This window comes from Capnocytophaga sp. HP1101, from assembly GCF_054772415.1.
Genome location: NZ_BPUU01000003.1, coordinates 81,159 through 105,267, shown reverse-complemented (window position 1 = coordinate 105,267; position 24,109 = coordinate 81,159). Strand labels below are relative to the sequence as shown.

Sequence of the window (24,109 nt, the reverse complement as noted above, 5' to 3'; positions counted from 1 at the left end):
TTTAATCATTCATCATTATGAAAGTATCTGTAGAACTTACCTTCAGTCCGTTGCAAGATGATTTCGAGCAACCTATTATCCATTTCATTAAGAAACTGCGGGCCTCCGGTCTTATCGTACAAGAAAACCCGCTCAGCACCCAAGTCTATGGCGAGTACGCCCAGGTGATGAGTGTACTCACTACCGAAATAGAAGAAGCATTCGACTTAGTAGAACGTGGCTTGATGTACGTAAAAATTGTAAAATCGGATAGACACGAGTATAAACCGTTTTTTTAAGCAATAAGCAATAGGTCATAGTCGTTAGGTATGGAAGCTTTTTTCAATTGGTTTTTTAGTCAGTATGCAGGAGTCCCCACCCACTTAGTAGTTCTGGAAATCATCGGCGTGTTCTTTGGTTTCCTCAGCGTTTGGTTGGCTAAAAAAGGAAATATATGGGTCTACCCTACGGGCATTATCAGCACCGTGCTATTTGTCTATTTGCTATGGCACTACGTGCTCTGGGGCGATATGCTCATCAATGCCTACTATACAGCTATGAGCATCTACGGCTGGGTGCTATGGGCAAAGAATGCCGAAAATAACGTCATTACCATTTCCAAAACCACCCGTCGCGATTGGCAAATTTGCGCAGGTTTAGGGGCTTTTAGCCTCACTTTTGTTACGGTTGTATACTACTTTAAGCCTTATATCAAAAACAATTTCTCAATGGAAGGCATCACTTTAGGCTTCCACAACTTCCTCCCTACCGAATATGTCGATGTCTTTACCACTGCCATTTTCTTGGTCGGAATGTGGCTAATGGCTAAACGCAAAGTTGAAAACTGGCTCTTTTGGATTCTCGGCGACCTCATTTCAGTGCCTCTCTACCTCAAAAAAGGAATGCTTTTCACCTCCTTTCAGTACTTTTTATTCACCATCATCGCCATAATGGGCTATATCGAATGGAAAAAACACTTGCGCAACGAGACTGTGCAGTAAAGCGCATCGCTTTTGTAGGTCCTGAGTGCACCGGTAAAACCACCCTCAGCCGTATCCTTGCCGAGCGGTATCACACCGTATGGGCTGAGGAGTATATGCGCACCTACCTGCAACACAAGTGGGACACCCAGCGCCTCACCTGCACACCCGACGACCTGCTACCTATCGCTCGCGGACAAGTAGCCCTTGAAAACAAGCGTATTCAGCAAGCTAATAAATATCTCTTCTGCGACACCTGCCTGCTCGAGCTAATGGTCTATTCCTATCTTTACTACGGCGAATGCGAGCCGGAGATAGAGCGCACAGCCCTCATACATCATTACCACCGTATCTTCCTTACTTATGTCGATGTCCCTTGGCAACCCGACGACCTCCGCGATAAACCCCACGAACGCGAGAGCGTATTTGCCTTTTTTGAGCAACATCTCAACGCTCACGGCATACAATACCATATCCTAAAAGGCACTTTAGAAGAACGCATCGCCCAATGCACTAAAATCTTAACAGCATAACCCCCCTTACAAGCCCCCTTTTTCCCTTCACTAATTCCCCCTTTGAAGGGGGCTAGGGGATGTTTCTTCCATTTTTTCTCGCATCCTCTCCATCGCATCTCCCCCTTTGAAGGAAGTCCGCGATAGCGGAGTATGTGAGAGGGGGGATGTTTATACAATATTAGGCACAGCTGAGTATGTGTATTAGGGGGAGGTTTCCTCCATTTTTTCTCGCATCCTCTACATCGCATCTCCCCCCTTGAGGGGGGCAGGGGGGATGTTATCCCACTTTTTCCCGTCGCCTTTCCGTCACTAATTCCCCCCTTGAGGGGGGCTAGGGGGATGTTTTCTTCGTCCCTCGTCCCTCGTTCCTCATCTATTTCCCCCTATTGCCTATGGCCTAATGCCTATTGCCTCTTTCTTTTCTTTCGTCTCGAAACCCTGTTTTTAGCATTATTAGCATTATTGTATTACAGTATGAATCAATTACTTATACACCCTTTGTATAACAATCGTCCAAGATTCGTATAAGCTTCCTATAAGCTTTGTATAAGCTAAGCATACCCATTTTACCTTTTACCTTTTATCTTTTACCTAAAAACACCCTTCCGAACTTCTCCGTTTCCTTCCGACAGCTCCAATACCTCATTTTCCGTCACATACTCCCCCTCAACGAGGTAGTCTGCGAGAGCAGAGTATGTGAATAGGGGGGGAGGTTATTTCACACTGCTGGCGCGAGCTTATTGCTCGTGTCTCATTTGCTAATTCCTCCGTTTCTCCAACAAGTCCGAAATGTCCGACGAGTCTGACTCGTCCGAACTCCTCCAACCAATCTCCCCATTAACGCCCGTGTGGCTCACACCGTGCTACGACCTCGTACCATTCTTACCTTTTACCTTTTACCTTCAATATTAGCATTATTAAGCATTACTTTTTGTCAATTAAAAAATATTTCGTACCTTTGTACTATCTTTTAAACAGTAACACACTATGAAAAAAGAACAACTCGAACAAATGAAAGACGGTAAGGGCTTTATCGCAGCCCTCGACCAAAGTGGCGGAAGTACCCCTAAAGCCCTTAAACTTTACGGCGTGAATGAAGACCAATATAGCAACGAAGACCAAATGTTTGACCTCATTCACCAAATGCGTACCCGCATCATCAAAAGCCCCGCTTTTAATAGCCATAAAATTATCGGCGCTATCCTCTTCGAACAAACTATGGATAGAAAAATCGACGGTAAATACACCGCCGATTATCTCTGGGAAGAAAAACACATAGTACCCTTCCTAAAAGTCGATAAAGGCTTAGAAAGCTTAGATGCCGACGGCGTTCAGCTAATGAAACCCATCGACGGTCTTACAGATTTATTAGAACGTGCCAACGAGCACCATATCTTCGGTACCAAAATGCGCTCAGTTATCAAAAAAGCCTCCCCTGCCGGTATTGCACGCGTAGTCAAACAGCAGTTTGAGGTAGCTATGCAAATCGTAAAAGCAGGACTCGTGCCCATTATAGAGCCCGAAGTAGATATCAATATCCCCGATAAATCTCCTGCCGAAGCCATCTTGCGCGATGAGATAAGAAAATACCTCGACGCCCTCCCCGATACTGCTAACGTGATGCTCAAACTCTCTTTGCCCACAATTAACAATCTCTACAAAGAGTTTACCAAGCACCCTCGCGTAGTACGTGTCGTTGCCCTTTCAGGAGGCTATCCAAGAGAAAAAGCCAATGATATTCTTGCAGAAAACAAAGGCGTAATCGCAAGTTTCTCTCGAGCACTTACCGAAGGACTCACCGCTCAACAATCCGAGGGAGAGTTTCACGACACCTTAGCTCGCACTATCGAAGGCATTTACGAAGCTTCAATTAAGTAATCAAAAAAAACAGATTGCCCCAAAAACCCTATTTGGAGCAGTCTGTTCTTTTATTATTCAAGAAGCTGTTTGAGTTATTTTAAATATTATTTTGAGGTGCAAATCTGTGGCTTTCTTCACCTTTAGGTGATAAATCCGTGAATAAATATACAGATTATTTAAATTTGTTAATAAAATCTGTGTAATCTGTGTAATCCGTGCGAGATTTTAAAATAAATTTTAGATACAGAAGTTAATTCAAAGAACCTCTAATATGAATCAAGAGTTAAAAAATAATTATCACTGATTTACATCTCATTGCCGTTTTTGCATCACATCTCCCCCCTTGAGGGAAGTCAGCGAGCTGGCGTAGCTGAGTATGTGAAGGAGATGTTTATAATCAATTAATTCACCTCTTGATTCGCATATTCAAAAATATTTTATATCTTTGCCACATCTTAACTAAAGAACAGCAACCTATGAAAGAAGAATTAGAACAAAGTTTAGTAGCTCTCGCTACCGAAATCATCGCTAAACAAGGGAAACTTAACCTCACCGAACTCAATAAACAAGCTCATAGATTAGCTGAAAAAACCACTATCTTGAGTTTCGTAGACCAATATTATCAAAGCTTAGGCGCTAAAGAAAACCGAAGAGACTCTATGATGAAAAAAGTATCTCATTTCATCGATGAAAATCAAGAAAAAGATATTTTCAATATCAAAGTAGAAGCTACCGAAGTACAACCTATTACCCTTAAAGGACAAACAAAAGAAAAAGCTTCGTTTGTAGCAATGGAACCAAAACCCGTTCAAAAACAAACTACAAAAATAGCGCAACCCCAAGTAGAAATACACCAGCCAGAACCCGAATGGGTACAACCTCAAAGAGTCAATAACTCTCAGATAGACTTTGCTATTGAGCAACCCCAACAGGTAACCCAACCCGAACAGTTCATAGAACAACCTGAGTACACCGATGAACAACGCATCTTAAAACAAAGCCCTTCTTTAGAAGAGTTCATCTCTCAGTCTAAGCACACCGTATTCGATAAAAAAGAAACTGACGAAGATATAAAACCCGTACAATCTCTTAACGATAAGTTAGGTAAAAATGCTCAAATAGGATTGAACGACAAGTTGGCTTTTGTGCAAAAACTCTTTTTTGGTAGCGAAAGCGAATACAACAAAGTAGTAAAACACATCAGTGAAGTCAATACAATGCAAGATGCTGTTTTATACTTAGAACAAGAAATTAAACCTACTTACAACTATTGGAAAGGTAAAGAAGAATACGAAGAGCGATTCCTTAACCTCCTCCTCAAACGCTTTGAAGTGTAATGAGTAAACTCTATCTCATTCCCACCCCCATAGGCAATCTCGAAGATATTACCCTTAGAGCTCTTCGTTTGCTTAAAGAGGTCGATATCATCTTGGCTGAAGATACACGCACCAGTAGTAAGCTCCTTAAGCACTACGATATCCATACCCCTATGCAAAGCTACCACCTGTTCAACGAACACAAGGTGGTGGATAGTTGGGTACAACGCATCAAAACAGGTACTACCGTAGCCCTCATTACCGATGCAGGAACTCCCGCCATTTCCGATCCTGGCTTCCTGCTCACACGTGCTTGCCTTGCCGAAAGCGTAGCAGTAGAATGTCTTCCTGGAGCTACAGCCTTTGTGCCTGCCTTGGTAAACAGTGGTTTGCCTAACGACCGCTTTACCTTCGAAGGTTTTTTGCCCGATAAAAAAGGTAGACAAACACGCCTAAGCCAGCTCTCCTCTGAAACTAAGACAATGATTTTCTACATCTCCCCTCATAAACTTCTCAAAACCCTCACCGATTTTATCTCTACTTTTGGTGCCGACCGCTTAGCAAGCCTCTCTCGTGAACTTACTAAACTACACGAAGAAACCCAACGTGGCACCCTCCAAGAACTATTCGATTTTTATAAAGATAAGAATATTAAAGGAGAAATAGTACTAATTATTTCAGGTAAAAAATGATTATTCTTCATATAGAAACTTCAGGGCTTAACTGCTCGGTAGCTTTATCAAAAGATACTTATATTATAGCCGAACGATTTCAGAATGCAGGAAAGTTTACGCATTCGGAGAACTTGCATCTCTTTATTGAAGAGGTGATGCAACAAGCCTCATTGCCTCTTTCTGCTATTGATGCTATAGCGGTGAGTGCAGGTGCTGGCTCTTACACTGGTTTGCGCATAGGTATTGCTACTGCCAAAGGACTTTGTTTTGCCCTCAGTAAACCTCTTATCGCTATCCCTACCTTACAAGTATTAGCTCATCAAGCCAAAGCTGATTGCATTATCCCAATGCTTGATGCACGCCGTATGGAGGTCTATACGGCAGTATTCAATAGTGATTATGAGTTTGTGAAGCCTACTGAAGCTAAAATCCTCGATGAGCATAGTTTTCAAGAAGAATTAAGTAAAGGGAAAGTAACTTTTTTAGGGGATGGCAGTGCTAAGTTTGAGGCTATTTGCAAACACCCTAATGCTGTGTTTATATCTAATGCCTTCCCCGAGGCTAAAGATATGATTCCGTTTGCTATAGAAAAATACAAAAAACAAGACTTTGAAGATATCGCTTATTTTGAACCTCAGTATTTAAAGTAAAGGTCAATGCCCTACAATTAGAATTTCATCATCGGTTAGGAGCTGTTCGTTTCGGAAACGCAGCAGTATTTGGGCTACTGTAATAGTATCTTTTTCACAATAGGTAGCAATGCGGTCTACATCGTTTTCGTTATAGAATACATCGCGTACTTCACTGCCATTGATATCGTCTTTAGGAGAAGGTATTCCGAGAATGTGAGCTAAGAGTTTCAGTGAAGAAAAATGTTTATAGTCGCCAAATTTCCACAGCTCAAGTGTATCGAGATGAGGGATTTCCCAAGGTTTTTTGCCAAATAACTGTAGCTTTTGTGGGATAGCAATACCGTTGATAATCATACGGCGTGAGAGATAAGGAAAGTCAAATTCTTTGCCGTTATGAGCGCAGAATAAGTTATTAGGGCGTGAAAAGTGTTCTTCTACCAGTCGTACAAAATCTCTCAACAACACATCTTCTTCTCCTGTAAACGAGGTAACCCTAAAAGTGCGTTGCTGATGTCTAAACGAAAAGTAACCTACTGATATACATACAATCTTCCCAAACTCAGCCCAAATGCCAGCACGGTCATAAAATTCTTCAGCAGTAAATTCATCTTTACGTTGATAACGAGATTTTTCTTCCCACAGCTCTTGTTCTACTGTTGAAAGTTCATCGTGTTGTTTATAAAGTGGTACTGTTTCGATATCTAAAAATAGAATATCTTCAAGATTGATTTTATTGAGCATTTTTACTGAAATTCAAATATCAATTAATATACTACATCGTATCATTTGCTTGTGTGTCCTAGCATCTTCTCCGCTTCATCAATATACTCATAAATATCTGAAGAGAACTCACTGCCTTCGGGGGCTTTACCTGCGGTGTGATGTCCTAAACGTACAATAATAACTTTATCCTTGGGATTGACAATCACATATTGCCCTAAGTGTCCGCGCATCATAAAATAGTGTGTACCTTTATAATCTAATAACCACCAACCATAGCCGTATTCAGGACTTTCGGGAAATCGTGGTTGTACTGAAGTGGCTACAAAAGTAGAATCAAGCAGTTGCTCACCGTTCCATTTCCCGTAGTCGCGGTAAAGTTTGCCGAGGCGTGCAAAATCACGGGCATTGGAAGCAATACAGCAATAGGCTTTTTCGAGTCCGCTTTCCTTACTATCTAACTGCCAAAGGGCATCACTCTCACAACCCATAGGTTGCCAAAGGCTTTCGGTAAGATACTGGGTAAGTGTTTTTTTCGTAGCTTTCTCGAGCACCATTCCTAAGAGAAAAGTGTTGCCGCTGAGGTATTTATACGCCTTCCCTGGTTGTTCTACAATCTTTAATTTTAGCATCTTTTCGCGAAAATGCTTATCAAAATAAGCACGGGTAGTGATTGAAAAGGGATTGTAATACGCCTCATCCCAGTCGAGCCCTGAAGCCATAGAGGAAAGGTCGCCTACGGTGAGTTGGGCAGCGAGTCCGCTTTTGTATTCAGAAAAAAAATCGCTTACTTTTTGGTCAAGACTCTTGATATAGCCATCGGCAATAGCCTTGCCAAGTAGTGCCGATACGTAGCTTTTCGCCATTGAAAACGAATTGCTTTTGCTCTCGCTATTATAACCCTCAAAATACTGTTCGTGCCATATGCTATCGCCTTTGATGATAAGAAAAGCCACAGAGCCGTATTTTCTATGAGCGTTTTGTAGTTCAGGAGTTTCGGGTATTTTGTTGTAATCTGCTGAAAGAGTCCAAGGTTGAGGCTGGGAACTTTTGGTAATCGTCCGGTTATCGAAATAGGTGTAATCATCAAGAAAAGTAGTAGTGTGTCCTGTGCCATAGACCATTGCCACCGCTTTTAAGATATAGCCATAACCCGCTACGTAAAGTGTTCCAATAAGCAGTAAGAGTACAACCGTAAAATTAATGAGAAACTTTTTCATTTTAGTTTGATCTTTTAATAGTGATTACTACGTCTATTCTTCATCGGGTAACAAAATCGTTTCACCTGTTTCAGTTTCGTACATTACGCCGAGGCGTTTGCCTTTTTTCTGAGTCGTGGAAGCATCGGGGGTGGCGCCTTCTACGGTTTTGTACTTGGTGATTTTCTGTCCTTCGCGACGTAAGATTTCCATATCATCGCCTTTTTTCTTGACGATGGTAAAATCTTCACCAGAAAAGAAATCGGCCATATTAAGGTTCATCACCATCGATACCATTAGGGCAACGGCAAAAACCATTGCCACATCAAAGAGGTTTACCACCACGCTTAGCGGGTCGGTATCATCGTCTCTAAGTCGGGAAATACGTCGGTTTGTTTTCATTGTTTTGCATTTTGGGTTAATACACGGCTCACGTACTCGAGGTTGTTGATTTCCTTGGCGTACCAACGTTGTTTGAACTGCAAGGTTACCAAGCCTACTAAGCTGATTACCAAACCTACCACCGTAGTAGCGAATACCACTTGCATATTGCTGGCCATTTTAGAAATGTCGCCGGTGGAAAGACCTGTAAGCGCGGGACTCATTGCGATGAGCGTACCGATAAGACCTAACACGGGACCTACTTTCGCCAAGAGTTTGGAGGTGGCGATGTCCTTCTCGCCCTCATTCTCAAAGTTGGATATCATATAGTCATAGTAAGCTTCATCGGGCTGATGGCTGAGGATATCGCGCAGGTATTGGGTGTAGAGCGCGTTGTCGCGTTCGGGCAAGAGCGCTTTGAGCTGTTCGGCGCTCTCAGGAGTGAGGGTGCGAATGGCTTCGTTCAGTTGTTTGTCGTTCTTGTACTTAGTGATAAAGCGGTTGTAGAAACTGCCTACCAGTAGCAAGGCGCGCACGAAGAGCACCAAAAGAACGATAATGTCGGGTATCAGAAGGCTATCGGATACCAAGAAAAGAATTTTTGAAATTTCAGACATTGTTATTTGTTAATTGTCAATTGTTAATTGTTTCATTGCCATTTCGTAACCATATTCAAAAGCACGGTCGAGGTGGGTGGTGTCGAGTACGCTTATATCGCTGAGGTTGTGCAAGAGCAGGTGGTCGCATTTCTTGAATTTGCGGTTGTAATTGCCGTCCATCGTGATGTTGTAAATACGTTGCATAAACTGGAAAGAGTTGCTGAGGTCTTTCTCGGTAATCGTTTCCAGCGGATTAACAAAGCTACCGATGATGGTATCACATTGGTTTTTGAGGGGTTCAATAGGGAAATTGTTCAGCAACCCACCATCGCAATAGAGGCTATCGCCTATTCTTACGGGTGAAAAGTAAGGAGGCAGGGCAGCTGAGGCAATCAAAGGTTGAATGAGTTCTCCCTTGTTGAAATACTGCACTTTGCCGTTGAGCAAATTGGTAGCCGTAACGATGAGTGGCAGTTTGAGTTCTTCAAAAGTAGGACATTTGAAATGCTTTTTAAAGAACTTAGTATACTTAGCGCTATCCACTAAACCTACTTTTCTAAAGGTGAGCATCGACCATTTGAACACGGGGGTATCTTTGAAAAACTGCGCCATATCATCGGGTTTTACCTCACAAGCATAGAGGGCACCTACAAGAGCACCGCCACTGGTACCTGAAATAATAGACGGTTCCAAGCCTTTTTCTTCCAAGGCTTTGAGCAACCCAGCGTGTGCTAATGCGCGCACGCCACCGCCTGAAAATACTAAACCTAACTTCATAGTCCTCACCCCCTCCGTTCTCCCCCTCCCCGAAAGGGAGGAGGAGGGAATCCGTAAAAGGGGATTAATTCTTAATATAATTTATTACTGTTATAATATTACCTTTCTTTTCTCTTCTCAGCTTGCCCCCTCTCCTTGGGAGAGGGGAACGGGGAGAGGACTCTAAATTAACCAAAACGCCAGCATTGCACTTACATACGCAATGGCTGTCATAAACAAGAATTGTACGGCTGTCCACTTCCAACTGTTGGTTTCCTTGCGTACTACGGCTACGGTGCTGAGGCACTGCATTGCAAAAGCGTAGTAGAGCAATAGCGAAATACCCGTGCCTAAGGTATATACAGGCGTACCATCAGGACGCACTTCAGCACGCATCTTGGCTAAGATGGTTCGCTCGCCCTCTTCGGCTTCCGTGTCTAAATCTTTACCCAAGCTGTATACCGTGGAGAGCGTGCTGATAAAGACTTCACGGGCTGCAAACGAAGCTACTACCCCTATACTAATCTTCCAATCGTAACCTAACGGACGAAATACAGGTTCTATGCCCTTGCCTATGTAACCTAAAAAAGAGTATTCTAACTGTTCAGATTCAATGTAATAGGCTTTCTGCTCCTCCGTCCATTGTTGTTCTTGAGCTAATTGTTCCGCTCGCTGCTCTACATTGTTGTACTTTTCACCTGTTCCGTGAGAGCCTAAGAACCATAATATAATTGAAATAGCTAAGATAAACTTACCAGCACCCATCACAAAGCCTTTGGTTTTCTCATAAACGGTGATGCCCACATTGCGCCAAAGCGGAATTTTATAATCAGGGATTTCAGCAATAAAATAACTGCTGTTCTTCTGCATTTTTAGTACTTTGTCCAAGACGAAAGCCGAGAGCAAAGCTACCGCAAACCCCAAAAAGTACATCGCAAAGAATGTCCACGCTTTATAGCTAATCCATAAAAAATCACCCTCAGGGATCACCAAATTGATGATAATAAGATACACGGGTAAGCGCGCCGAGCAGGTCATAAATGGTGTTACCAATACGGTAATCAGGCGTTCTTTCCAGCTCTCGATATTGCGGGCAATCATCACGGCAGGCACCGCACAAGCTGCTCCTGAAATCAGGGGTACTACGCTCTTGCCACTGAGGCCGAACCTACGCATCACATTGTCCATCAGGAAGACTACACGGCTCATATAACCACTTTCTTCTAAAAGCGAAATCAGCAAGAACAACACTGCTATTTGGGGAATAAACACGGTAATACCCGCAATACCAGGTAGTATTCCGTCGATGAGTAAGTCGGTAAGGGCTCCTGCGGGGAGTTTAGTAGTCAGCCATTCACCTAAAGCATTAAAGCCGTTCTCAATCCACTCCATTGGGTAGCTCGACCAGTTAAACACCGCTTGGAAGATGAGTAACAAGATAACGGCAAACACCACATAACCAAAGAAAGGGTGCATCAAAAAGCGGTCAAGGCGTGTGCGCAGGGTCTGTGCTTGGCGCTGACTAACTGTATAGGTATTTTTGAGTACCTCATTGATAAACTGATAACGGAAGATAGTTTCTTTTTGTTGACGACGACGTTGTTCGCTCTCACTTTGTCCAAAACTCATCGTCTCTAAGCGCAAGAGGTCTACGCAAGGGCTGAGTGGCAATTCTTTATAACTGAGAAGCTCCTGTTTGAGTTGAGAAATGCCTTCGCCTGTGCGAGTGCTGGTGAGTACAATTTTGGTGTGTAGGCGTTGTTCTAAAGCAGGTATATCAATGCTGATGCCCTTGCGTTGCATCTGGTCAGCCATATTCACAACCAGAATGGTAGGTAATCCAAGGTCTTTTACTTGGGTAAAGAGCAAAAGGTTTTGCTTGAGGTTGTCCACCTCACACACCACCACCACCTCATCAGGAAAAAGCTCCTCTTGACGGTTCGTAAGAATATTCACTGCTATTTGTTCATCTTCTGACGAAGCATTGAGACTATAAGTCCCTGGCAAGTCGATGATTTCGGCTTGCACAGCGTCAGAAAGTTTACAGTGTCCTATTTTCTTTTCAACAGTAATCCCTGGGTAGTTGCCCACCTTCTGGTCCAAGCCAGTAAGAGCGTTAAAAAGAGATGTTTTACCAGTATTAGGGTTGCCCACAAGGGCGATTTTTAAATTTGCCAATTTGCTAATTTTCTATTTTTCTAATTGTATTGCTTTTGCCATATCCTTTCTAATAGAGAGATACGCCTCATTCATACGAATATAAATCGGGTCGCCAAAAGTTGCTTTTTGGAGTACCTCCACCTCGCTACCTGCATAACAGCCCAAATCTATCAACTTTTGAGATATTTTTGTAATATCAAAGTCTTGTATAACTCCTTTTTCTCCCTTTTTTAACTCCGCGACAGTAGTAACACGGTTGTGCTCTTCTTCCATAACGATTATTATTTAGAATGATTTTGCGTGCAAAGGTAGTAAATAATTTTAATACTACAATACCATAACTGTCAATAACAACTGTAATATCTATAAAACAAAAGCTTAAACATTGCATTACGCTAAATGTTTAAGCTCCAAGTTATTCTCCTTCTCAATTCTTTTATCTTGTAGTATATTACCCATATGGCTCATTTCGCCCATAGTCACTACAACCAACCGTATCTCAGTCCGTCGTAATACACCCCTGCCTATTATCTCCCCATATATATCAATAAAATACTGATATCCGCTGGCGATACCCCACTAATACGCGAGGCTTGTGAAAGTGTCGCAGGACGTATCTTCTTCAGTTTCTCGCGTCCTTCAAACGAGAGGGATACAATTTTGTCATAATCAAAGTTATCAGGAATGCGCACGCTCTCTAAGCGGTTCAATTTATCGGCGTTGTTGCGCTCCTTTTCAATATAGCCCGCGTATTTTACCTCTACTTCAGCACAGGTTTTTTCTTCTTCGTTGAGGTCATTTTCTTTAATATAGTGAGCAATGCGCGGAATGGCTTCAAAATCGGCAAGGGTAACATCAGGGCGAGAAAGCACTTTTTGTAGTTTGTCGCCTTGCTTCATTGGCGAAGACTCGTATTTTTCCAATATAGGATTCACTTCCTCGGGGGTTACGCTCAGTTCTTTAATATAAGTAATAAAAGCGTTCACCTTGCGGTCTTTAGCCTGCCAAGTGCGGTAACGTTCTTCGCTTACGGTACCTATCTCGTAGCCCAGTGGCGTAAGGCGACTGTCGGCATTGTCTTGTCGCAATAGCGTGCGGTATTCGGCGCGTGAGGTAAACATACGGTAAGGTTCTTCAGTACCTTTGGTAATCAGGTCATCAATAAGAACACCTATGTATGCTTCATCGCGTTTGAGCACAAAAGGCTCGCGTTCGCGCACTTTCAGCACCGCATTCACCCCTGCCATTAGTCCTTGTGCTGCCGCTTCTTCATAGCCTGTTGTTCCGTTAATTTGCCCAGCAAAGTACAAGTTTCCAATCAGTTTTGTTTCGAGCGTATGCTTGAGTTGCGTAGGCGGAAAATAGTCGTATTCTATGGCATACCCTGGACGTAAGAACTTCACCTTCTCAAAACCTGCTACCTGAGTAAGTGCTGCGTATTGCACTTCTTCTGGTAGAGAGGTCGAAAAACCATTCACGTACATCTCTACCGTGTGCCAGCCCTCGGGCTCTACAAACAGCTGGTGGCGCTCTTTGTCGGCAAACCGATTGATTTTATCTTCTATCGACGGGCAATAGCGCGGCCCCACTCCGTGGATAATCCCTTGAAACATCGGTGAGCGGTCAAAGCCTGTGCGCAGTATGTTGTGCACGCACTCGCTGGTGTAAGTCATATAGCAATCCTTTTGCACCGCCAGCGGTTGCGTCTCAGCAGAAAAAGAAAACTTTTGCGGGTGCTCATCGCCCGGTTGCGGAATCATCTTGCTAAAATCAAGCGAACGGGCATCCACACGCGGAGGCGTACCCGTCTTCATACGCCCTGCTTCAAAACCGTGTTGCACGAGACATTCGGTAATACCGTGTGCCGCGGGTTCACCCGCACGACCACCGCCAAACTGCTTGAGCCCTATGTGCATCACCCCGTTCAAGAAAGTACCATTGGTGAGCACTACACTCTTCGCCTTGATAGTAATCCCCAACGAAGTCCGCACCCCCACTACCCTACCCTTCTCAATGAGCAGGTCATTCACCATCCCTTGAAATAGGTCAAGCGTGGGCAAACTTTCCAATTGCAAACGCCAAGCCTCTGAAAAGCGCATACGGTCAGACTGTGCACGCGGACTCCACATAGCAGGACCCTTCGATTGGTTCAGCATCTTGAATTGGATAGCCGTTTTATCAGTGATGATACCCATATAGCCCCCCAGTGCGTCAATTTCGCGCACTATTTGCCCCTTAGCAATACCACCAACGGCAGGGTTGCAACTCATTTGGGCGATATGTTGTAAATTCATAGTGATGAGTAAGGTACTAGCCCCCATATTGGCAGCCGCAGCAGCCGCTTCTGCCCCTGCGTGACCCGCACCCACTACTATCACGTCATATTCAGTTGTAAACATTTGTTTAGGTAAGAGTTAAGAAGTAAAAGATAAAAGTGAAAGAAACTCTCTTAACTATTCACTCTTCCCTTTTCACTCTTTAAAAGTTTATACAGCTCCTTGATGCTCTTTTCAAAACGCTTAACCAGCTTAGCATTCGATACCCTACTGCGCAACTGAGGTTGTTCATACCAAGCCGTATCAGCTCCCGCCCTACTATGGCTCAGCTCCAACTGGTTGTCTATATTCACAATAAAATAATAATCAGAAGGAAAATAAGCGTCTTTCTCATCAAAGAACACTATAGCCTTCGGTAGATAAAAATCACCGTATTCATACGTAGTGTGAGGCTTTTCAGTATTCCACACTACAGCATACTTAAAACCTTTGGTATTGTTCCAAAAAGCCAAGGTCGATGTCTTCTGAGGAAGCTCAAAAATCTGCAAAGCATCTTCAGGAATAAAAGCACTGAGTTGTATGATTTTATTGAATAAATCAACGGTAATCACCTCGTTCTTCAGCGGGTGACCGTGTAGTTTCCTCTCTCTATAATAGATTCTCGGCATAACGATTCAAAGTCTTTTTTAAGTGCGCAAAGGTACAAAATAAAATCATAACTAAAAAATCATACGCTAAAAATAGTATTTTTTCCCCCTCTAAATACCTTTTTACTGCCATTTTACCAATAACCCTACCCCCCACACAGCTTCTTTTATTTTTGCACTACGTTCTCTTTTCACCCAACCTCGTCCCCTCTTTTGTCGCTACATTCCCCCTCTCTGAGGGGGTTAGGGGGAGGTTTTTTTTCGACACAACTTTGCCAAAGTTTCTACTCGCCCGTCGTGCTACGACCTTTGGCAAAGTTAAATAACCTTTTTCTATCTCTACACTCCCCCTTATCAGATTTATCAGATTTATCCGACCTCCCATCCATCTCCCCCTATTGCCTATGGCCTAATGCCTATTGCCTCTTCCTCTTTCTTTCGCCTCGAAACCCTGTTTTTGGTATTTTTGGTATTATTGTATTACAGTATGAATCAATCACTTATACGCCCTTTGTATAACAATCGTCCAAGATTCGTATAAGCTTCCTATAAGCTTTGTATAAGCTAACCATACCCATTTTACCTTTTACCTTTTATCTTTTACCTAAAAACTCTCTTCCGAAACACTTCGTTTTTTTACAACACCAATATCCCATTTTCCGTCACTACACTCCCCCTCTCCGAGGGTTGGCCACGATAGCAGAGTAAGTGAGTAAGGGGGAGCACCCTTTTCCGTCACCACCTCCTCCCTGTCCGACTGGTCTGACCCGTCCCCTGTCGCTTTTACATCACATTTCCCCCTTTGAAGGTAGTCCGCGAGAGCGGAGTATGTGAATAGGGGGGATGTTTTCTCACTTTGAGGGTTGTCTGCGATAGCAGAGTAAGTAAATCAGGGGAGGTTATCTCCTTCAGCCTCCTCAGAGCTTCTCTGAGTTTCTCCGAAAAGTCTGATCTGCCTGAAAAGTCCAACAAGCCCATACCTCAACTTCGCTTATACAAACTTAAAACCCTCATAAAACATACTTTTATAGCATAAAAGAAGAATAGTCCAAAGTGTTAAATAAAGTTAAATTTCACAGAAAGTTATAATGTGTAAAATATTTGATAGACGCTAATTATTACCCTCTATATATCTGAAAATAAACTTCTTACAAACACATTTCAAAAAATTGAATAAAAAGCAGTGTTTTGGGGTAATTCATTGAAAATATCGCAGTAAAATTAGTAAAATAGTGAGAATAATTCAACGTTTTAGTGAAAATAGCCTCATTTTATTCAAAAAAATAACCTCAAAAAATTATACGCAATTCATTATTTAAAACAGAAATTTTTACACATAAAATTTGCTTTTATAATATTTTTTTCTGAACCTTTGCAAAAATTATTGAACGAAATATATAATAGCGATGAAAGAAAAATTGATGTACGCACTGTTATGCACTGTGCTGTTCTTTGGTGTTGCCTTTGCCCAAGAACGCACCATAACAGGGGTAGTAAAAGATGAAGCAGGCACTCCACTACCCGGTGCCTCAGTGCTCGTAAAAGGCTCTTCTCAGGGGGTCGCTACCGATTTTGATGGTAAATACTCCATCAAAGTAGCTAATGATAGAGCTATCCTCGTCTTCTCCTCATTAGGGGCTCAACCTGTAGAACGAACTGTAGGCTCTAATAAGGTAATTAATGTTACCCTTAAAGAGGAAGCCCAACAACTTAAAGAAGTGGTGCTCACCGGTTACCAAGAAATCAACAAAAAACTCTTTACCGGTAGCTCTCAAACCCTCAAAGCCGATAACATCAAAATGGACGGCGTAGTCGATGTAGGTCGTATGATCGAAGGTCGTTCCGCCGGCGTGAACGTACAGAACATCTCTGGTACTTTCGGTACTTCACCTAAGATTACCATTCGTGGGGGTTCCTCTATCTTCGGCGATACCAAACCTCTATGGGTGGTAGATGGCGCTGTGCAAGAAGAGGTAGTAAACCTATCCTTTGAACAATTAGCCTCAGGTGATGCTTCTACCCTCGTGAGCTCCGCCATCTCAGGTATCAATGCAAACGACATTGAGAGCATCGAAATCTTGAAAGATGCTTCCGCCTTGTCCCTCTATGGAGCACGCGCCCTCAACGGTGCCGTGATTATCACTACCAAAGGCGGTCGCAAGAATATGAAAACCCAAGTAAACTACCAGCTCGAAGAGTCCGTACGTATGATTCCTAACTACAATCAGTACGACATTATGAACTCTCAAGAATCAATGGGCATCTACCGCGAATTAGAAGAAAAAGGCTACTTCTCACTTTCTTCCTATACCCAAGCGCGCTACGGTGGGGCTTATAACATAATGTATCGCGCTATTGATACTTATAACCCTGCTACCGGTCATTTCGGATTAGAAAACACCGAAGCCGCTCGTATTGCTTTCTTGCGCAAGTACGAATATGCCAATACCGACTGGTTCAAAACGCTCTTTCGTCCCTCACTTACTCAAAATCACACTGTGAGCCTTTCTGGTGGAGGTGAAAACGCTACGGTATACGCCTCAGCGGGTTTCTTTGTAGACCCAGGTTGGACGATTGCTGACCGTGTGCATCGTGTTACAGGTAACCTAAAAACATCTTATAACCTTTCACCTAACGTAAAGGTGGGTATCCTTACTCAAGGCTCTATCCGTACCCAAAGAGCTCCTGGTACCTTCAACCGTTCAGCTAACACAGTAGATGGGGGTTACGACCGCGATTTCGATATCAACCCCTTTAGCTATGCGCTAAACACAACCCGTGCTTTGCGCCCTTATGGCGATGATGGTCGTAGTTATGAGTACTACAGCTTCAATTATGCCCCTATGAACATTCTCAACGAACTCAACAATAACTATATGGATTTGAATGTACTTGAGTATAAAATTCAAGGGGATTTAGAAATTAAGTTAGCCAAAGGTCTCAAATACAACTTCCTTGGTTCAGTGCGCCACGTAAAGAGTTCAAACGAACACTCTATGAAAGAAAATTCTAACGTAGTAGGGGCTTACCGCGCCAATCGCACCACCGTGATTGCTAAAGCCAACCCCTTCTTGTTTGAAGACCCTGAAAATCCGGACAGAATTCCACAAGTAGTATTACCTAACGGAGGTATCTATAAACTTACCGAGAATAACCTCCAAAGTTACTACTTCCGCAACGCGTTAGAGTACAAAGGCTTATTTAAAGATGTGCACGATGTAAAAGTGTTCTTAGGACAAGAATACCGCCATACCGACCGCGATAACCAAACTTTCACCGGCTATGGTTATCAGTTTGCACGGGGAGGTACCGCCTTTACCGATTATCGAGCTATCCAAAAAGCAATCCAAGATAACTCTCCTTATTTCGAAAAAGGCTTTACTAAAGAACGCGGTATTGCTTTCTTTTTGCAAAGTACTTATAGCTACAAACAACGCTATGTATTTGCAGGAACGCTTAACTACGAGGGGTCTAATCAATTAGGTAGAAGCCGAAGCTCTCGCTGGTTACCTACTTGGAACGCCAGTGTACGCTGGAATGCCTCTAACGAGAAATTCCTTGAAGATAATAGCACTATCTCAAACCTCGCTTTCCGTCTTAGCTATGGATTAATTGCAGGTTTGGGTAAAGCGAGTAACGCATTGGCTATCTTTAAAAATCAGGTATCTAACCGTTATAATCTCAACGATAGAGAAAACACCATTTATATAGACGAACTTCAAAATACCGAGCTTACTTGGGAAAAAGTGTACGAAACTAATTTCGGGTTAGAACTCGGATTGTTCAAAAATCGCGTAACACTCTCAATGGACTTGTATCAAAAGAACTCTAAAGACCTCATCGATTATGTACGTACCTCTGGTATTGGCGGCCAATTTTACAAATTGGCGAACAATGCCTCTATGGTAACCAAAGGTATTGAGATCGCTTTAGACACTAAAAACATTAAAACTGATGATTTTTCTTGGAATACAGGTATCAACTTTGCCTATTTCAATCAAGAAATTACATCACTTACCTATCGCCCTAATGTGTATAGCTTAGTGCGTGAAGTAGGAAGTAATGTAGTAGGAGGAGCACGTAACACCTTGTATTCTTATGATTTCATAGGTCTGAACAATAAAGGCTTACCTTTGTTCAATCTTCGTGATGGTAGCACTAAGTTTGACGATATCGATTTCCAACAAATCGATAATATCTTAAGCTACCTAAAAAAAGAAGGACCTGTAGAGCCTAATGTTACAGCTGGTCTGTCTAACACTTTTCGTTATAAGAACTGGGAACTCTCTGCCTTGATTACTGCTCAAGCAGGTAATAAGCTCCGCAAACCCGCTCAATACGATGTTGATTACAATGATTTAAGTGTATTCCCTAAAGAAATGCGCAACCGCTGGGTAAACCCAGGTGATGAACGCACTACCAATATCCCTGGTATTGCATCTGCAAGAACTATATATGAAACAGGATTAAGAACTCTACGCCGTGTGTACAACGCTTACAACTACTCTACCGAACGTGTCGTAGATGGTTCATTCGTGCGTATGAAAAACATCTCACTTTCTTACAGCTTCCCTAAAGAAGTGTTAGAACAATTGAAGGTGAACAACCTTACTTTGCGTTTACAAGCAACCAACCCTTTCCTTATCTATTCTGATAAGAGACTTAACGGTCAAGACCCTGAGTTCTTCCGTTCTGGTGGGGTAGCTTATCCAGTAACTCCTCAATATACTTTTACTATCAATCTTGGAATCTAAAATTGTGAGCAAATGAAAAAAAATATATATATACCTATCATAGCTCTTGTTTTGGGACTTTCGCTCAGCTCTTGCGACAAGTTTCTCGACGAAGTGCCCGATAAACGTACAGAGCTTGATACCCCAGAAAAAGTACAAGAACTATTGGCAACAGCTTATCCCAATGCCTTGTATGCAGAGTTCAGTGAAACAATGAGTGACAATGCAGGTGATAAAATTAGGTTTTCACCTACCTCTGTGCTCAACAACCAAATGTATGCTTGGGAAACGAATACCGAGAATAATACGTGGGATACCCCTCCGTACTATTTCTATGCAGCTTATCAAGCTATCGCTGCCGCTAACTACGCTTTAGAAGCTACTGATGCTCTTAAAGGAGATACTAACTACCTCAGAGGAGAAGCCTTGGTGGCTCGTGCCTATGCACATTTTATGTTAGGTGTACTATGGTGCAAACCTTACAATCCTGCTACAGCAAGTAGTGACTTAGGATTGCCTTATGCCTCTAAAGCTGAAAGAAAGGTGTTCGAAGTCTATCGTCGTATTTCTGTAAAAGACTATTACGATGCTATTGAAAAAGACCTCACTGAAGGCTTACCTCTCATCGATAATACAAAGTATAGCAAACCTAAATTTCACTTTACCAAAGAAGCCGCACACGCTTTTGCAACTCGCTTCTACTTGATGAAAGGTGATTGGGATAAAGTAATAGAGCACGCCAATGCTGCATTAGGAGCTAACCCCGAGAACAAACTTCGCGATGTAAAAGGACAGCGTTCTCGTACCTACGCACAACAAAGGTTGCTCTACGCCTCCTCCGATGAACCTGCTAATGCTTTGGTCATAGGAGCAGCTTCTCGATATGCAAGAGTTTTTGCCACTAACAAATATGGTCTAACCTTAGAAAAATCTAATGAGGTTTTAGGTGATGCAAAACACCCTTTGAATAGCTACAATGCCACTTGGGCTTATCCTCTTTATGGAGGAGAAGACCTTCGTAACTTTCCTAAATTTCAAGAATATTTTAGATATGAAAATATTTCTGCAGGAACTGGATATCCTTATGATATGGCTGTACTTCTCTCTTACGATGAAGTCTTTCTAAATCGTATGGAAGCCTACGTGATGAAAGGTGAAAAGGCTAAATTCCTTACCGACCTTATTGTTTATTTGAGAAAAAAAACACAGCAAAACATTCCTAATACCTTTGCAATAACCGAATCGGATATGAATGAGATATACCAAGGGCAAGGTACTGAGTTTGACCCTGTCTATACCCTCTCTACTGAGCAGCGTGAATGGTTGCAATGTGTATTAGATGTCAAAAGAGCTGCTTTCGTGTTCGAAGGGTTGCGTTGGTTCGACAACAAACGTCTCGGTATGAAAATCGTTCACCAAAGAGGAGACGAAACTTTAGAACTTACTAAAGACGACCCTCGCCGTGAACTGCAAATTCCTGAAGATGCTATTTCTAATGGTATCACTGCTAACCCTCGTTAATTGTTAATTATAAATTGCTAATAATATGAAAAAAATATATATCACAGCAGTGTTAGCTTTATCATTGGCAGCCTGCAATAACAAAGAGACTCTCGATCCTGAGAGCGTAATCCAGCCTCGTCAAACGGCTAAAACCGCATTGGATACCTATATCTATGACAATTTCCAGCGCCCCTATAACATCAACGTTACGTATAACTACATTGATGCTGATTTTGAAATGGGAAAATACTTTTATCCGCCTACCGAAGCAAAAGTACAACCGATGCTTGAAATTGTAAAAAAAGTGTGGATTGATGCCTATACCCAAGTGGCAGGACAAGACTTTATCAAGACTGTTGCACCACGACAAATTTCCCTTATTGGAGGTTACAACGTAAATAGCGATGGAACTATCACCCTTGGGTTTGCTGATAGCGGTATGAAAATTACCCTTTTCAATGTCGACCAGCTCGACACTCATAACCACACTGGCACTCGTCAGTATTTCCATACTATTCAGCACGAGTATTGCCATATCATCAACCAGAGGAAACCTTACTCCGAAGAATACGGTAAAATCACTCCTTCAGGCTATACCTCTAACTGGTATAACGTGCGATTAGCCGAAGCTAATAGTAAAGGCTTTATCACTCCTTACTCTATGCTGAATGATATAGAAGATTTTGCAGAGATGACCTCTGGAATGCTCAGTATGAGCAGAACCGCTTGGAATGCCAAAGTGGACGCTATCCCTGAGGAAGGAAGAAATCTTATTCGCCGAAAAGAAGCCTTTGTAGTAGACTATTTTAAAAGCGAATGGAATATTGATATCTACGAGCTTCAAGAGGTAGTAGAAAACCAAATGTTATCTGTATTACAATAAAACCTGAAACACGATGAAAAAGTTATTATATTTATGCACTATTGCTTTAGCACTTTTTGCTTGCAAAAAAAACGACCCCGACGATCTTTTCGGCAAAACCCCCACGCAACGATTCCAAGAACAAGAAGCTGAATTGCGCAGTGAGCTTTCCTCCCCTCAACAAGGTTGGAAGTTGGTATATCATACCACTAAAGATTTCGGTAAATTCGTTTTCTTAATGAAATTTACCCCTGAAGGTTTTGTTACAATGGCTTCCGATGCAAGACTGCCAGGAACTCCTGAAACCAGTAAATACGAAATTAAATGGGGACAAGGTACTTTGCTGTCCTTTACTACCAAAAACTATCTTCACGAACTTTCTGATGCGATGCAAGGAATACCAGGAGTAGGCTATGCAGGTGATTTTGAATTTATATACTTTGGTAAAGAAGGTAACAAACTTAAATTTAGAACTCAACGCAAGAAGACCGAACAATTTGTCTACTTTGAGCCTGCTTCTGCAGAAGATTGGGCAGATATCGAAACGCTTTCTAAAAATGTAAACACATTGGAAGAAAATATTGACAAATACTATTTTAAGGTGGAGAATAATGGAGTAACCACTTACTATAATATGGAATATAACAGCAGAAACATAGTTCTTGCTCCCTTAGCAAACCCTGATGCCATTTTGAGAGCAACCGTTTCATCCAGTAAAGCTGGGATTACTTTTAGTCCAACGATTACTTTAGAAGGAAAAACCTTTACAGAGTTAATTTGTGATAACAGTACTACACCGCCTACTTACAAAGCTACCGTAGATGGTGTAACCGCTGAAATCTTTTACTCACAGACTATTCCTGATGAGTTTATTAGTGATGATTATAAGGATATTGGAACTAAATATAAAGAATTACTATTCTTTGGAGACCCTTTAGCTGAGTATAGTTCAGAAACATTCATTCAAAATGTCTTGAAAATAAATGACACTAAGTCATTTAGTAGAGTTTATTTTGTTTTTGACAAGAACACAGGAAAATGTGACGTTACATTACTTTATTTATTTCCTAACAAATCTAATTTATCTAGAATTGTTTATACATACGATTACGAATTTAAAAATAAACGTTTGTATTTGTCAAATCCGCAATTCACAACGAATGGCACTACAGATATTGCTCTTTGGAGAGCTTCAGAGAATGCCGATGTTTTTGCAAAGGTTACTTCAGCTATCAATAACATTTTGTCTGCCTCTACTGAAGGCTTTTATATAGAAAAGTACCCACGAACTATTAAGTATACTAATACTATATATTCATTATCAAGTCGTAGTATACCAACATTCTCTTTTCTTGCTTATGCAAGTAATTAAAAAAGAAACGCATTAGAGACTACAAAAAGTAATCTCTAATGTGTTTTTTTAAATTCTTATACTAACTATATGAATAAAATTATCCTTATAGTAGCTACAATTTTGCTTATCACCCATATTTTTTATGAGCCATCAATAATAGGTATTAGTGCCCTATCATTGGTGATTATAGCGACTTTTTGGAGAATAAAAAAACTAAACACAAAATGAAAAGTTATTATTATTATCGTTATTATGCGCTACTGTTAGTGCTTTTGGTCAAGAAAAACAAACTGCTAAAGACAGTATCAGTATTCCGTATGAAAAATGGTCGTGTCAGTTTGATGCGGGTTTAGGAATTGCGGATATGGTAAGCCGTGATTTTGAAATGAGAGGTAACTTGTTGCGCTTGCAAATGCGATGTCTCTACGCTCCTGAGAAAAACTTCCGTTTGGAAATAGGGTTTGGGGGTAGTGAATTTTCAGCAGGAGGATTCCAGCAAAGTGAAAGTGATTATGCAATGCTGAAAGTGCATACTCTTGAAGTGCCTGTGCGGTTAGCGGTGGTTACCCCTGTAAGCCGTGATATTGCTATGGTTACGGGTGCTGGGCTTCAATTCAATGCCCCTTTGTGGCGACAGTTTAAAACTCAAGACGTGAACAATAAGGGTTGGATAGGGGGTACTCTCAACCTCGGTGGTCATCTTTTTGGAGGAATGGATTTTTACGCTACTGATTCGAGCAAAATAGCAATTTATGGTGAAATAGGAGCTTCTTTTTGGGGCAAAGGGAATTACATTACTAAGACCTACGCTGCAATTAACGTTAGCTATATTTATATGTTTTAAGAAATCGTAAGTTATCGGAAGGACGTTTTTAGGTAAAAGATGAAAGGTAAAAGGTAAAATGGGTATGGTTAGCTTATACAAAGCTTATAGGAAGCTTATACGAATCTTGGACGATTGTT

21 protein-coding genes are annotated in these 24,109 nt (G+C 41.8%); 12 read left to right on the top strand and 9 right to left on the bottom strand.

Annotation, left to right across the window (positions count from 1 at the left end; genetic code table 11):
* Positions 1-17: 17 nt before the first annotated feature.
* The 7 genes from RCZ04_RS01455 (at position 18) to tsaB (ending at position 5,974) form a co-directional block, all read left to right on the top strand.
* Positions 18-278 carry a YkoF family thiamine-binding protein gene (locus tag RCZ04_RS01455; RefSeq protein WP_460484157.1) on the top strand — a complete coding sequence of 87 codons (261 nt, stop codon included), beginning with the start codon at positions 18-20 and terminating at the stop codon, positions 276-278.
* A 30-nt stretch (positions 279-308) separates the two neighbouring features.
* Positions 309-980 (top strand): nicotinamide mononucleotide transporter family protein, encoded by a 672-nt coding sequence (gene pnuC, locus RCZ04_RS01450; RefSeq protein ID WP_460484156.1) that lies wholly within the window; start codon positions 309-311, stop codon positions 978-980.
* Positions 944-1,492 (top strand): AAA family ATPase, encoded by a 549-nt coding sequence (locus RCZ04_RS01445; RefSeq protein WP_460484155.1) that lies wholly within the window; start codon positions 944-946, stop codon positions 1,490-1,492. The genes pnuC and RCZ04_RS01445 overlap by 37 nt, the downstream gene beginning before the upstream one ends.
* A 969-nt stretch (positions 1,493-2,461) precedes the next feature.
* Entirely contained in the window at positions 2,462-3,352 is an 891-nt protein-coding gene (locus RCZ04_RS01440) for a class I fructose-bisphosphate aldolase (protein ID WP_460484154.1), read from the top strand.
* A 458-nt stretch (positions 3,353-3,810) separates the two neighbouring features.
* Entirely contained in the window at positions 3,811-4,671 is an 861-nt protein-coding gene (locus RCZ04_RS01435; RefSeq protein WP_460484153.1) for a hypothetical protein, read from the top strand.
* Positions 4,671-5,342, top strand: a complete 672-nt coding sequence (gene rsmI / locus RCZ04_RS01430) for a 16S rRNA (cytidine(1402)-2'-O)-methyltransferase (protein WP_460484152.1) — start codon at positions 4,671-4,673, stop codon at positions 5,340-5,342. Before RCZ04_RS01435 ends, rsmI begins: the two co-directional genes overlap by 1 nt.
* Positions 5,339-5,974 carry a tRNA threonylcarbamoyladenosine biosynthesis protein TsaB gene (gene tsaB / locus RCZ04_RS01425; RefSeq protein WP_460484151.1) on the top strand — a complete coding sequence of 212 codons (636 nt, stop codon included), beginning with the start codon at positions 5,339-5,341 and terminating at the stop codon, positions 5,972-5,974. Before rsmI ends, tsaB begins: the two co-directional genes overlap by 4 nt.
* Positions 5,975-5,977: 3 nt before the next feature.
* Here tsaB and RCZ04_RS01420 read toward each other — a convergent pair whose 3' ends face one another.
* The 9 genes from RCZ04_RS01420 to RCZ04_RS01380 all read right to left on the bottom strand — a co-directional run bounded on the left by RCZ04_RS01420 (position 5,978) and on the right by RCZ04_RS01380 (position 14,715).
* The gene (locus tag RCZ04_RS01420) at positions 5,978-6,697 is read right to left on the bottom strand and encodes a 3'-5' exonuclease (protein ID WP_460484150.1); all 720 of its coding nucleotides are present in this window, start codon (positions 6,695-6,697) and stop codon (positions 5,978-5,980) included.
* A 41-nt stretch (positions 6,698-6,738) separates the two neighbouring features.
* Positions 6,739-7,896, bottom strand: a complete 1,158-nt coding sequence (locus RCZ04_RS01415) for a serine hydrolase domain-containing protein (RefSeq protein ID WP_460484149.1) — start codon at positions 7,894-7,896, stop codon at positions 6,739-6,741.
* A 33-nt stretch (positions 7,897-7,929) separates the two neighbouring features.
* The gene (locus RCZ04_RS01410) at positions 7,930-8,277 is read right to left on the bottom strand and encodes a DUF2149 domain-containing protein (protein WP_460484148.1); all 348 of its coding nucleotides are present in this window, start codon (positions 8,275-8,277) and stop codon (positions 7,930-7,932) included.
* A complete protein-coding gene (locus RCZ04_RS01405; protein WP_460484147.1) occupies positions 8,274-8,873 on the bottom strand; it encodes a MotA/TolQ/ExbB proton channel family protein in 600 nt (199 codons plus the stop codon). Before RCZ04_RS01405 ends, RCZ04_RS01410 begins: the two co-directional genes overlap by 4 nt.
* Positions 8,874-8,882: 9 nt before the next feature.
* The gene (locus RCZ04_RS01400) at positions 8,883-9,632 is read right to left on the bottom strand and encodes a patatin-like phospholipase family protein (protein WP_460484146.1); all 750 of its coding nucleotides are present in this window, start codon (positions 9,630-9,632) and stop codon (positions 8,883-8,885) included.
* 162 nt (positions 9,633-9,794) lie between these two features.
* Positions 9,795-11,789 carry a ferrous iron transporter B gene (gene feoB, locus RCZ04_RS01395; protein WP_460484145.1) on the bottom strand — a complete coding sequence of 665 codons (1,995 nt, stop codon included), beginning with the start codon at positions 11,787-11,789 and terminating at the stop codon, positions 9,795-9,797.
* A 12-nt stretch (positions 11,790-11,801) separates the two neighbouring features.
* On the bottom strand, positions 11,802-12,044 hold the full coding sequence (locus RCZ04_RS01390; RefSeq protein ID WP_460484144.1) for a FeoA family protein: 243 nt from the start codon (positions 12,042-12,044) through the stop codon (positions 11,802-11,804).
* A gap of 254 nt (positions 12,045-12,298) precedes the next feature.
* Positions 12,299-14,170: a tRNA uridine-5-carboxymethylaminomethyl modification enzyme MnmG/GidA gene (mnmG, locus tag RCZ04_RS01385; protein WP_460484143.1), complete on the bottom strand. Its 1,872-nt coding sequence runs from the start codon at positions 14,168-14,170 to the stop codon at positions 12,299-12,301.
* A gap of 50 nt (positions 14,171-14,220) precedes the next feature.
* Positions 14,221-14,715 carry a hypothetical protein gene (locus tag RCZ04_RS01380; protein WP_460484142.1) on the bottom strand — a complete coding sequence of 165 codons (495 nt, stop codon included), beginning with the start codon at positions 14,713-14,715 and terminating at the stop codon, positions 14,221-14,223.
* Positions 14,716-16,100: 1,385 nt separating this feature from the next.
* Here RCZ04_RS01380 and RCZ04_RS01375 point away from each other — a divergent pair.
* The 5 genes from RCZ04_RS01375 (at position 16,101) to RCZ04_RS01355 (ending at position 23,990) form a co-directional block, all read left to right on the top strand.
* Positions 16,101-19,448, top strand: a complete 3,348-nt coding sequence (locus RCZ04_RS01375) for a SusC/RagA family TonB-linked outer membrane protein (RefSeq protein ID WP_460484141.1) — start codon at positions 16,101-16,103, stop codon at positions 19,446-19,448.
* 12 nt (positions 19,449-19,460) lie between these two features.
* On the top strand, positions 19,461-20,948 hold the full coding sequence (locus tag RCZ04_RS01370; protein WP_460484140.1) for a RagB/SusD family nutrient uptake outer membrane protein: 1,488 nt from the start codon (positions 19,461-19,463) through the stop codon (positions 20,946-20,948).
* A gap of 25 nt (positions 20,949-20,973) precedes the next feature.
* Entirely contained in the window at positions 20,974-21,813 is an 840-nt protein-coding gene (locus RCZ04_RS01365) for a zinc-binding metallopeptidase (protein ID WP_460484139.1), read from the top strand.
* Between the two features lie 13 nt (positions 21,814-21,826).
* Positions 21,827-23,164, top strand: a complete 1,338-nt coding sequence (locus RCZ04_RS01360; protein WP_460484138.1) for a DUF4302 domain-containing protein — start codon at positions 21,827-21,829, stop codon at positions 23,162-23,164.
* A 346-nt stretch (positions 23,165-23,510) separates the two neighbouring features.
* Entirely contained in the window at positions 23,511-23,990 is a 480-nt protein-coding gene (locus RCZ04_RS01355; protein WP_460484137.1) for a hypothetical protein, read from the top strand.
* The last annotated feature ends 119 nt before the right edge of the window (positions 23,991-24,109 follow it).

Coding starts and splice junctions, on each gene's coding strand:
- RCZ04_RS01410 (WP_460484148.1), bottom strand. CDS start 8,277: ATGAAAACAAACCGACGTATTTCCCGACTTAGAGACGATGATACCGAC.
- tsaB (WP_460484151.1), top strand. CDS start 5,339: ATGATTATTCTTCATATAGAAACTTCAGGGCTTAACTGCTCGGTAGCT.
- RCZ04_RS01355 (WP_460484137.1), top strand. CDS start 23,511: ATGGTAAGCCGTGATTTTGAAATGAGAGGTAACTTGTTGCGCTTGCAA.
- RCZ04_RS01365 (WP_460484139.1), top strand. CDS start 20,974: ATGAAAAAAATATATATCACAGCAGTGTTAGCTTTATCATTGGCAGCC.
- RCZ04_RS01380 (WP_460484142.1), bottom strand. CDS start 14,715: ATGCCGAGAATCTATTATAGAGAGAGGAAACTACACGGTCACCCGCTG.
- RCZ04_RS01420 (WP_460484150.1), bottom strand. CDS start 6,697: ATGCTCAATAAAATCAATCTTGAAGATATTCTATTTTTAGATATCGAA.
- mnmG (WP_460484143.1), bottom strand. CDS start 14,170: ATGTTTACAACTGAATATGACGTGATAGTAGTGGGTGCGGGTCACGCA.
- RCZ04_RS01415 (WP_460484149.1), bottom strand. CDS start 7,896: ATGAAAAAGTTTCTCATTAATTTTACGGTTGTACTCTTACTGCTTATT.
- RCZ04_RS01400 (WP_460484146.1), bottom strand. CDS start 9,632: ATGAAGTTAGGTTTAGTATTTTCAGGCGGTGGCGTGCGCGCATTAGCA.
- RCZ04_RS01455 (WP_460484157.1), top strand. CDS start 18: ATGAAAGTATCTGTAGAACTTACCTTCAGTCCGTTGCAAGATGATTTC.
- RCZ04_RS01370 (WP_460484140.1), top strand. CDS start 19,461: ATGAAAAAAAATATATATATACCTATCATAGCTCTTGTTTTGGGACTT.
- RCZ04_RS01390 (WP_460484144.1), bottom strand. CDS start 12,044: ATGGAAGAAGAGCACAACCGTGTTACTACTGTCGCGGAGTTAAAAAAG.
- RCZ04_RS01445 (WP_460484155.1), top strand. CDS start 944: ATGGAAAAAACACTTGCGCAACGAGACTGTGCAGTAAAGCGCATCGCT.
- RCZ04_RS01375 (WP_460484141.1), top strand. CDS start 16,101: ATGAAAGAAAAATTGATGTACGCACTGTTATGCACTGTGCTGTTCTTT.
- pnuC (WP_460484156.1), top strand. CDS start 309: ATGGAAGCTTTTTTCAATTGGTTTTTTAGTCAGTATGCAGGAGTCCCC.
- RCZ04_RS01360 (WP_460484138.1), top strand. CDS start 21,827: ATGAAAAAGTTATTATATTTATGCACTATTGCTTTAGCACTTTTTGCT.
- RCZ04_RS01435 (WP_460484153.1), top strand. CDS start 3,811: ATGAAAGAAGAATTAGAACAAAGTTTAGTAGCTCTCGCTACCGAAATC.
- rsmI (WP_460484152.1), top strand. CDS start 4,671: ATGAGTAAACTCTATCTCATTCCCACCCCCATAGGCAATCTCGAAGAT.
- RCZ04_RS01440 (WP_460484154.1), top strand. CDS start 2,462: ATGAAAAAAGAACAACTCGAACAAATGAAAGACGGTAAGGGCTTTATC.
- RCZ04_RS01405 (WP_460484147.1), bottom strand. CDS start 8,873: ATGTCTGAAATTTCAAAAATTCTTTTCTTGGTATCCGATAGCCTTCTG.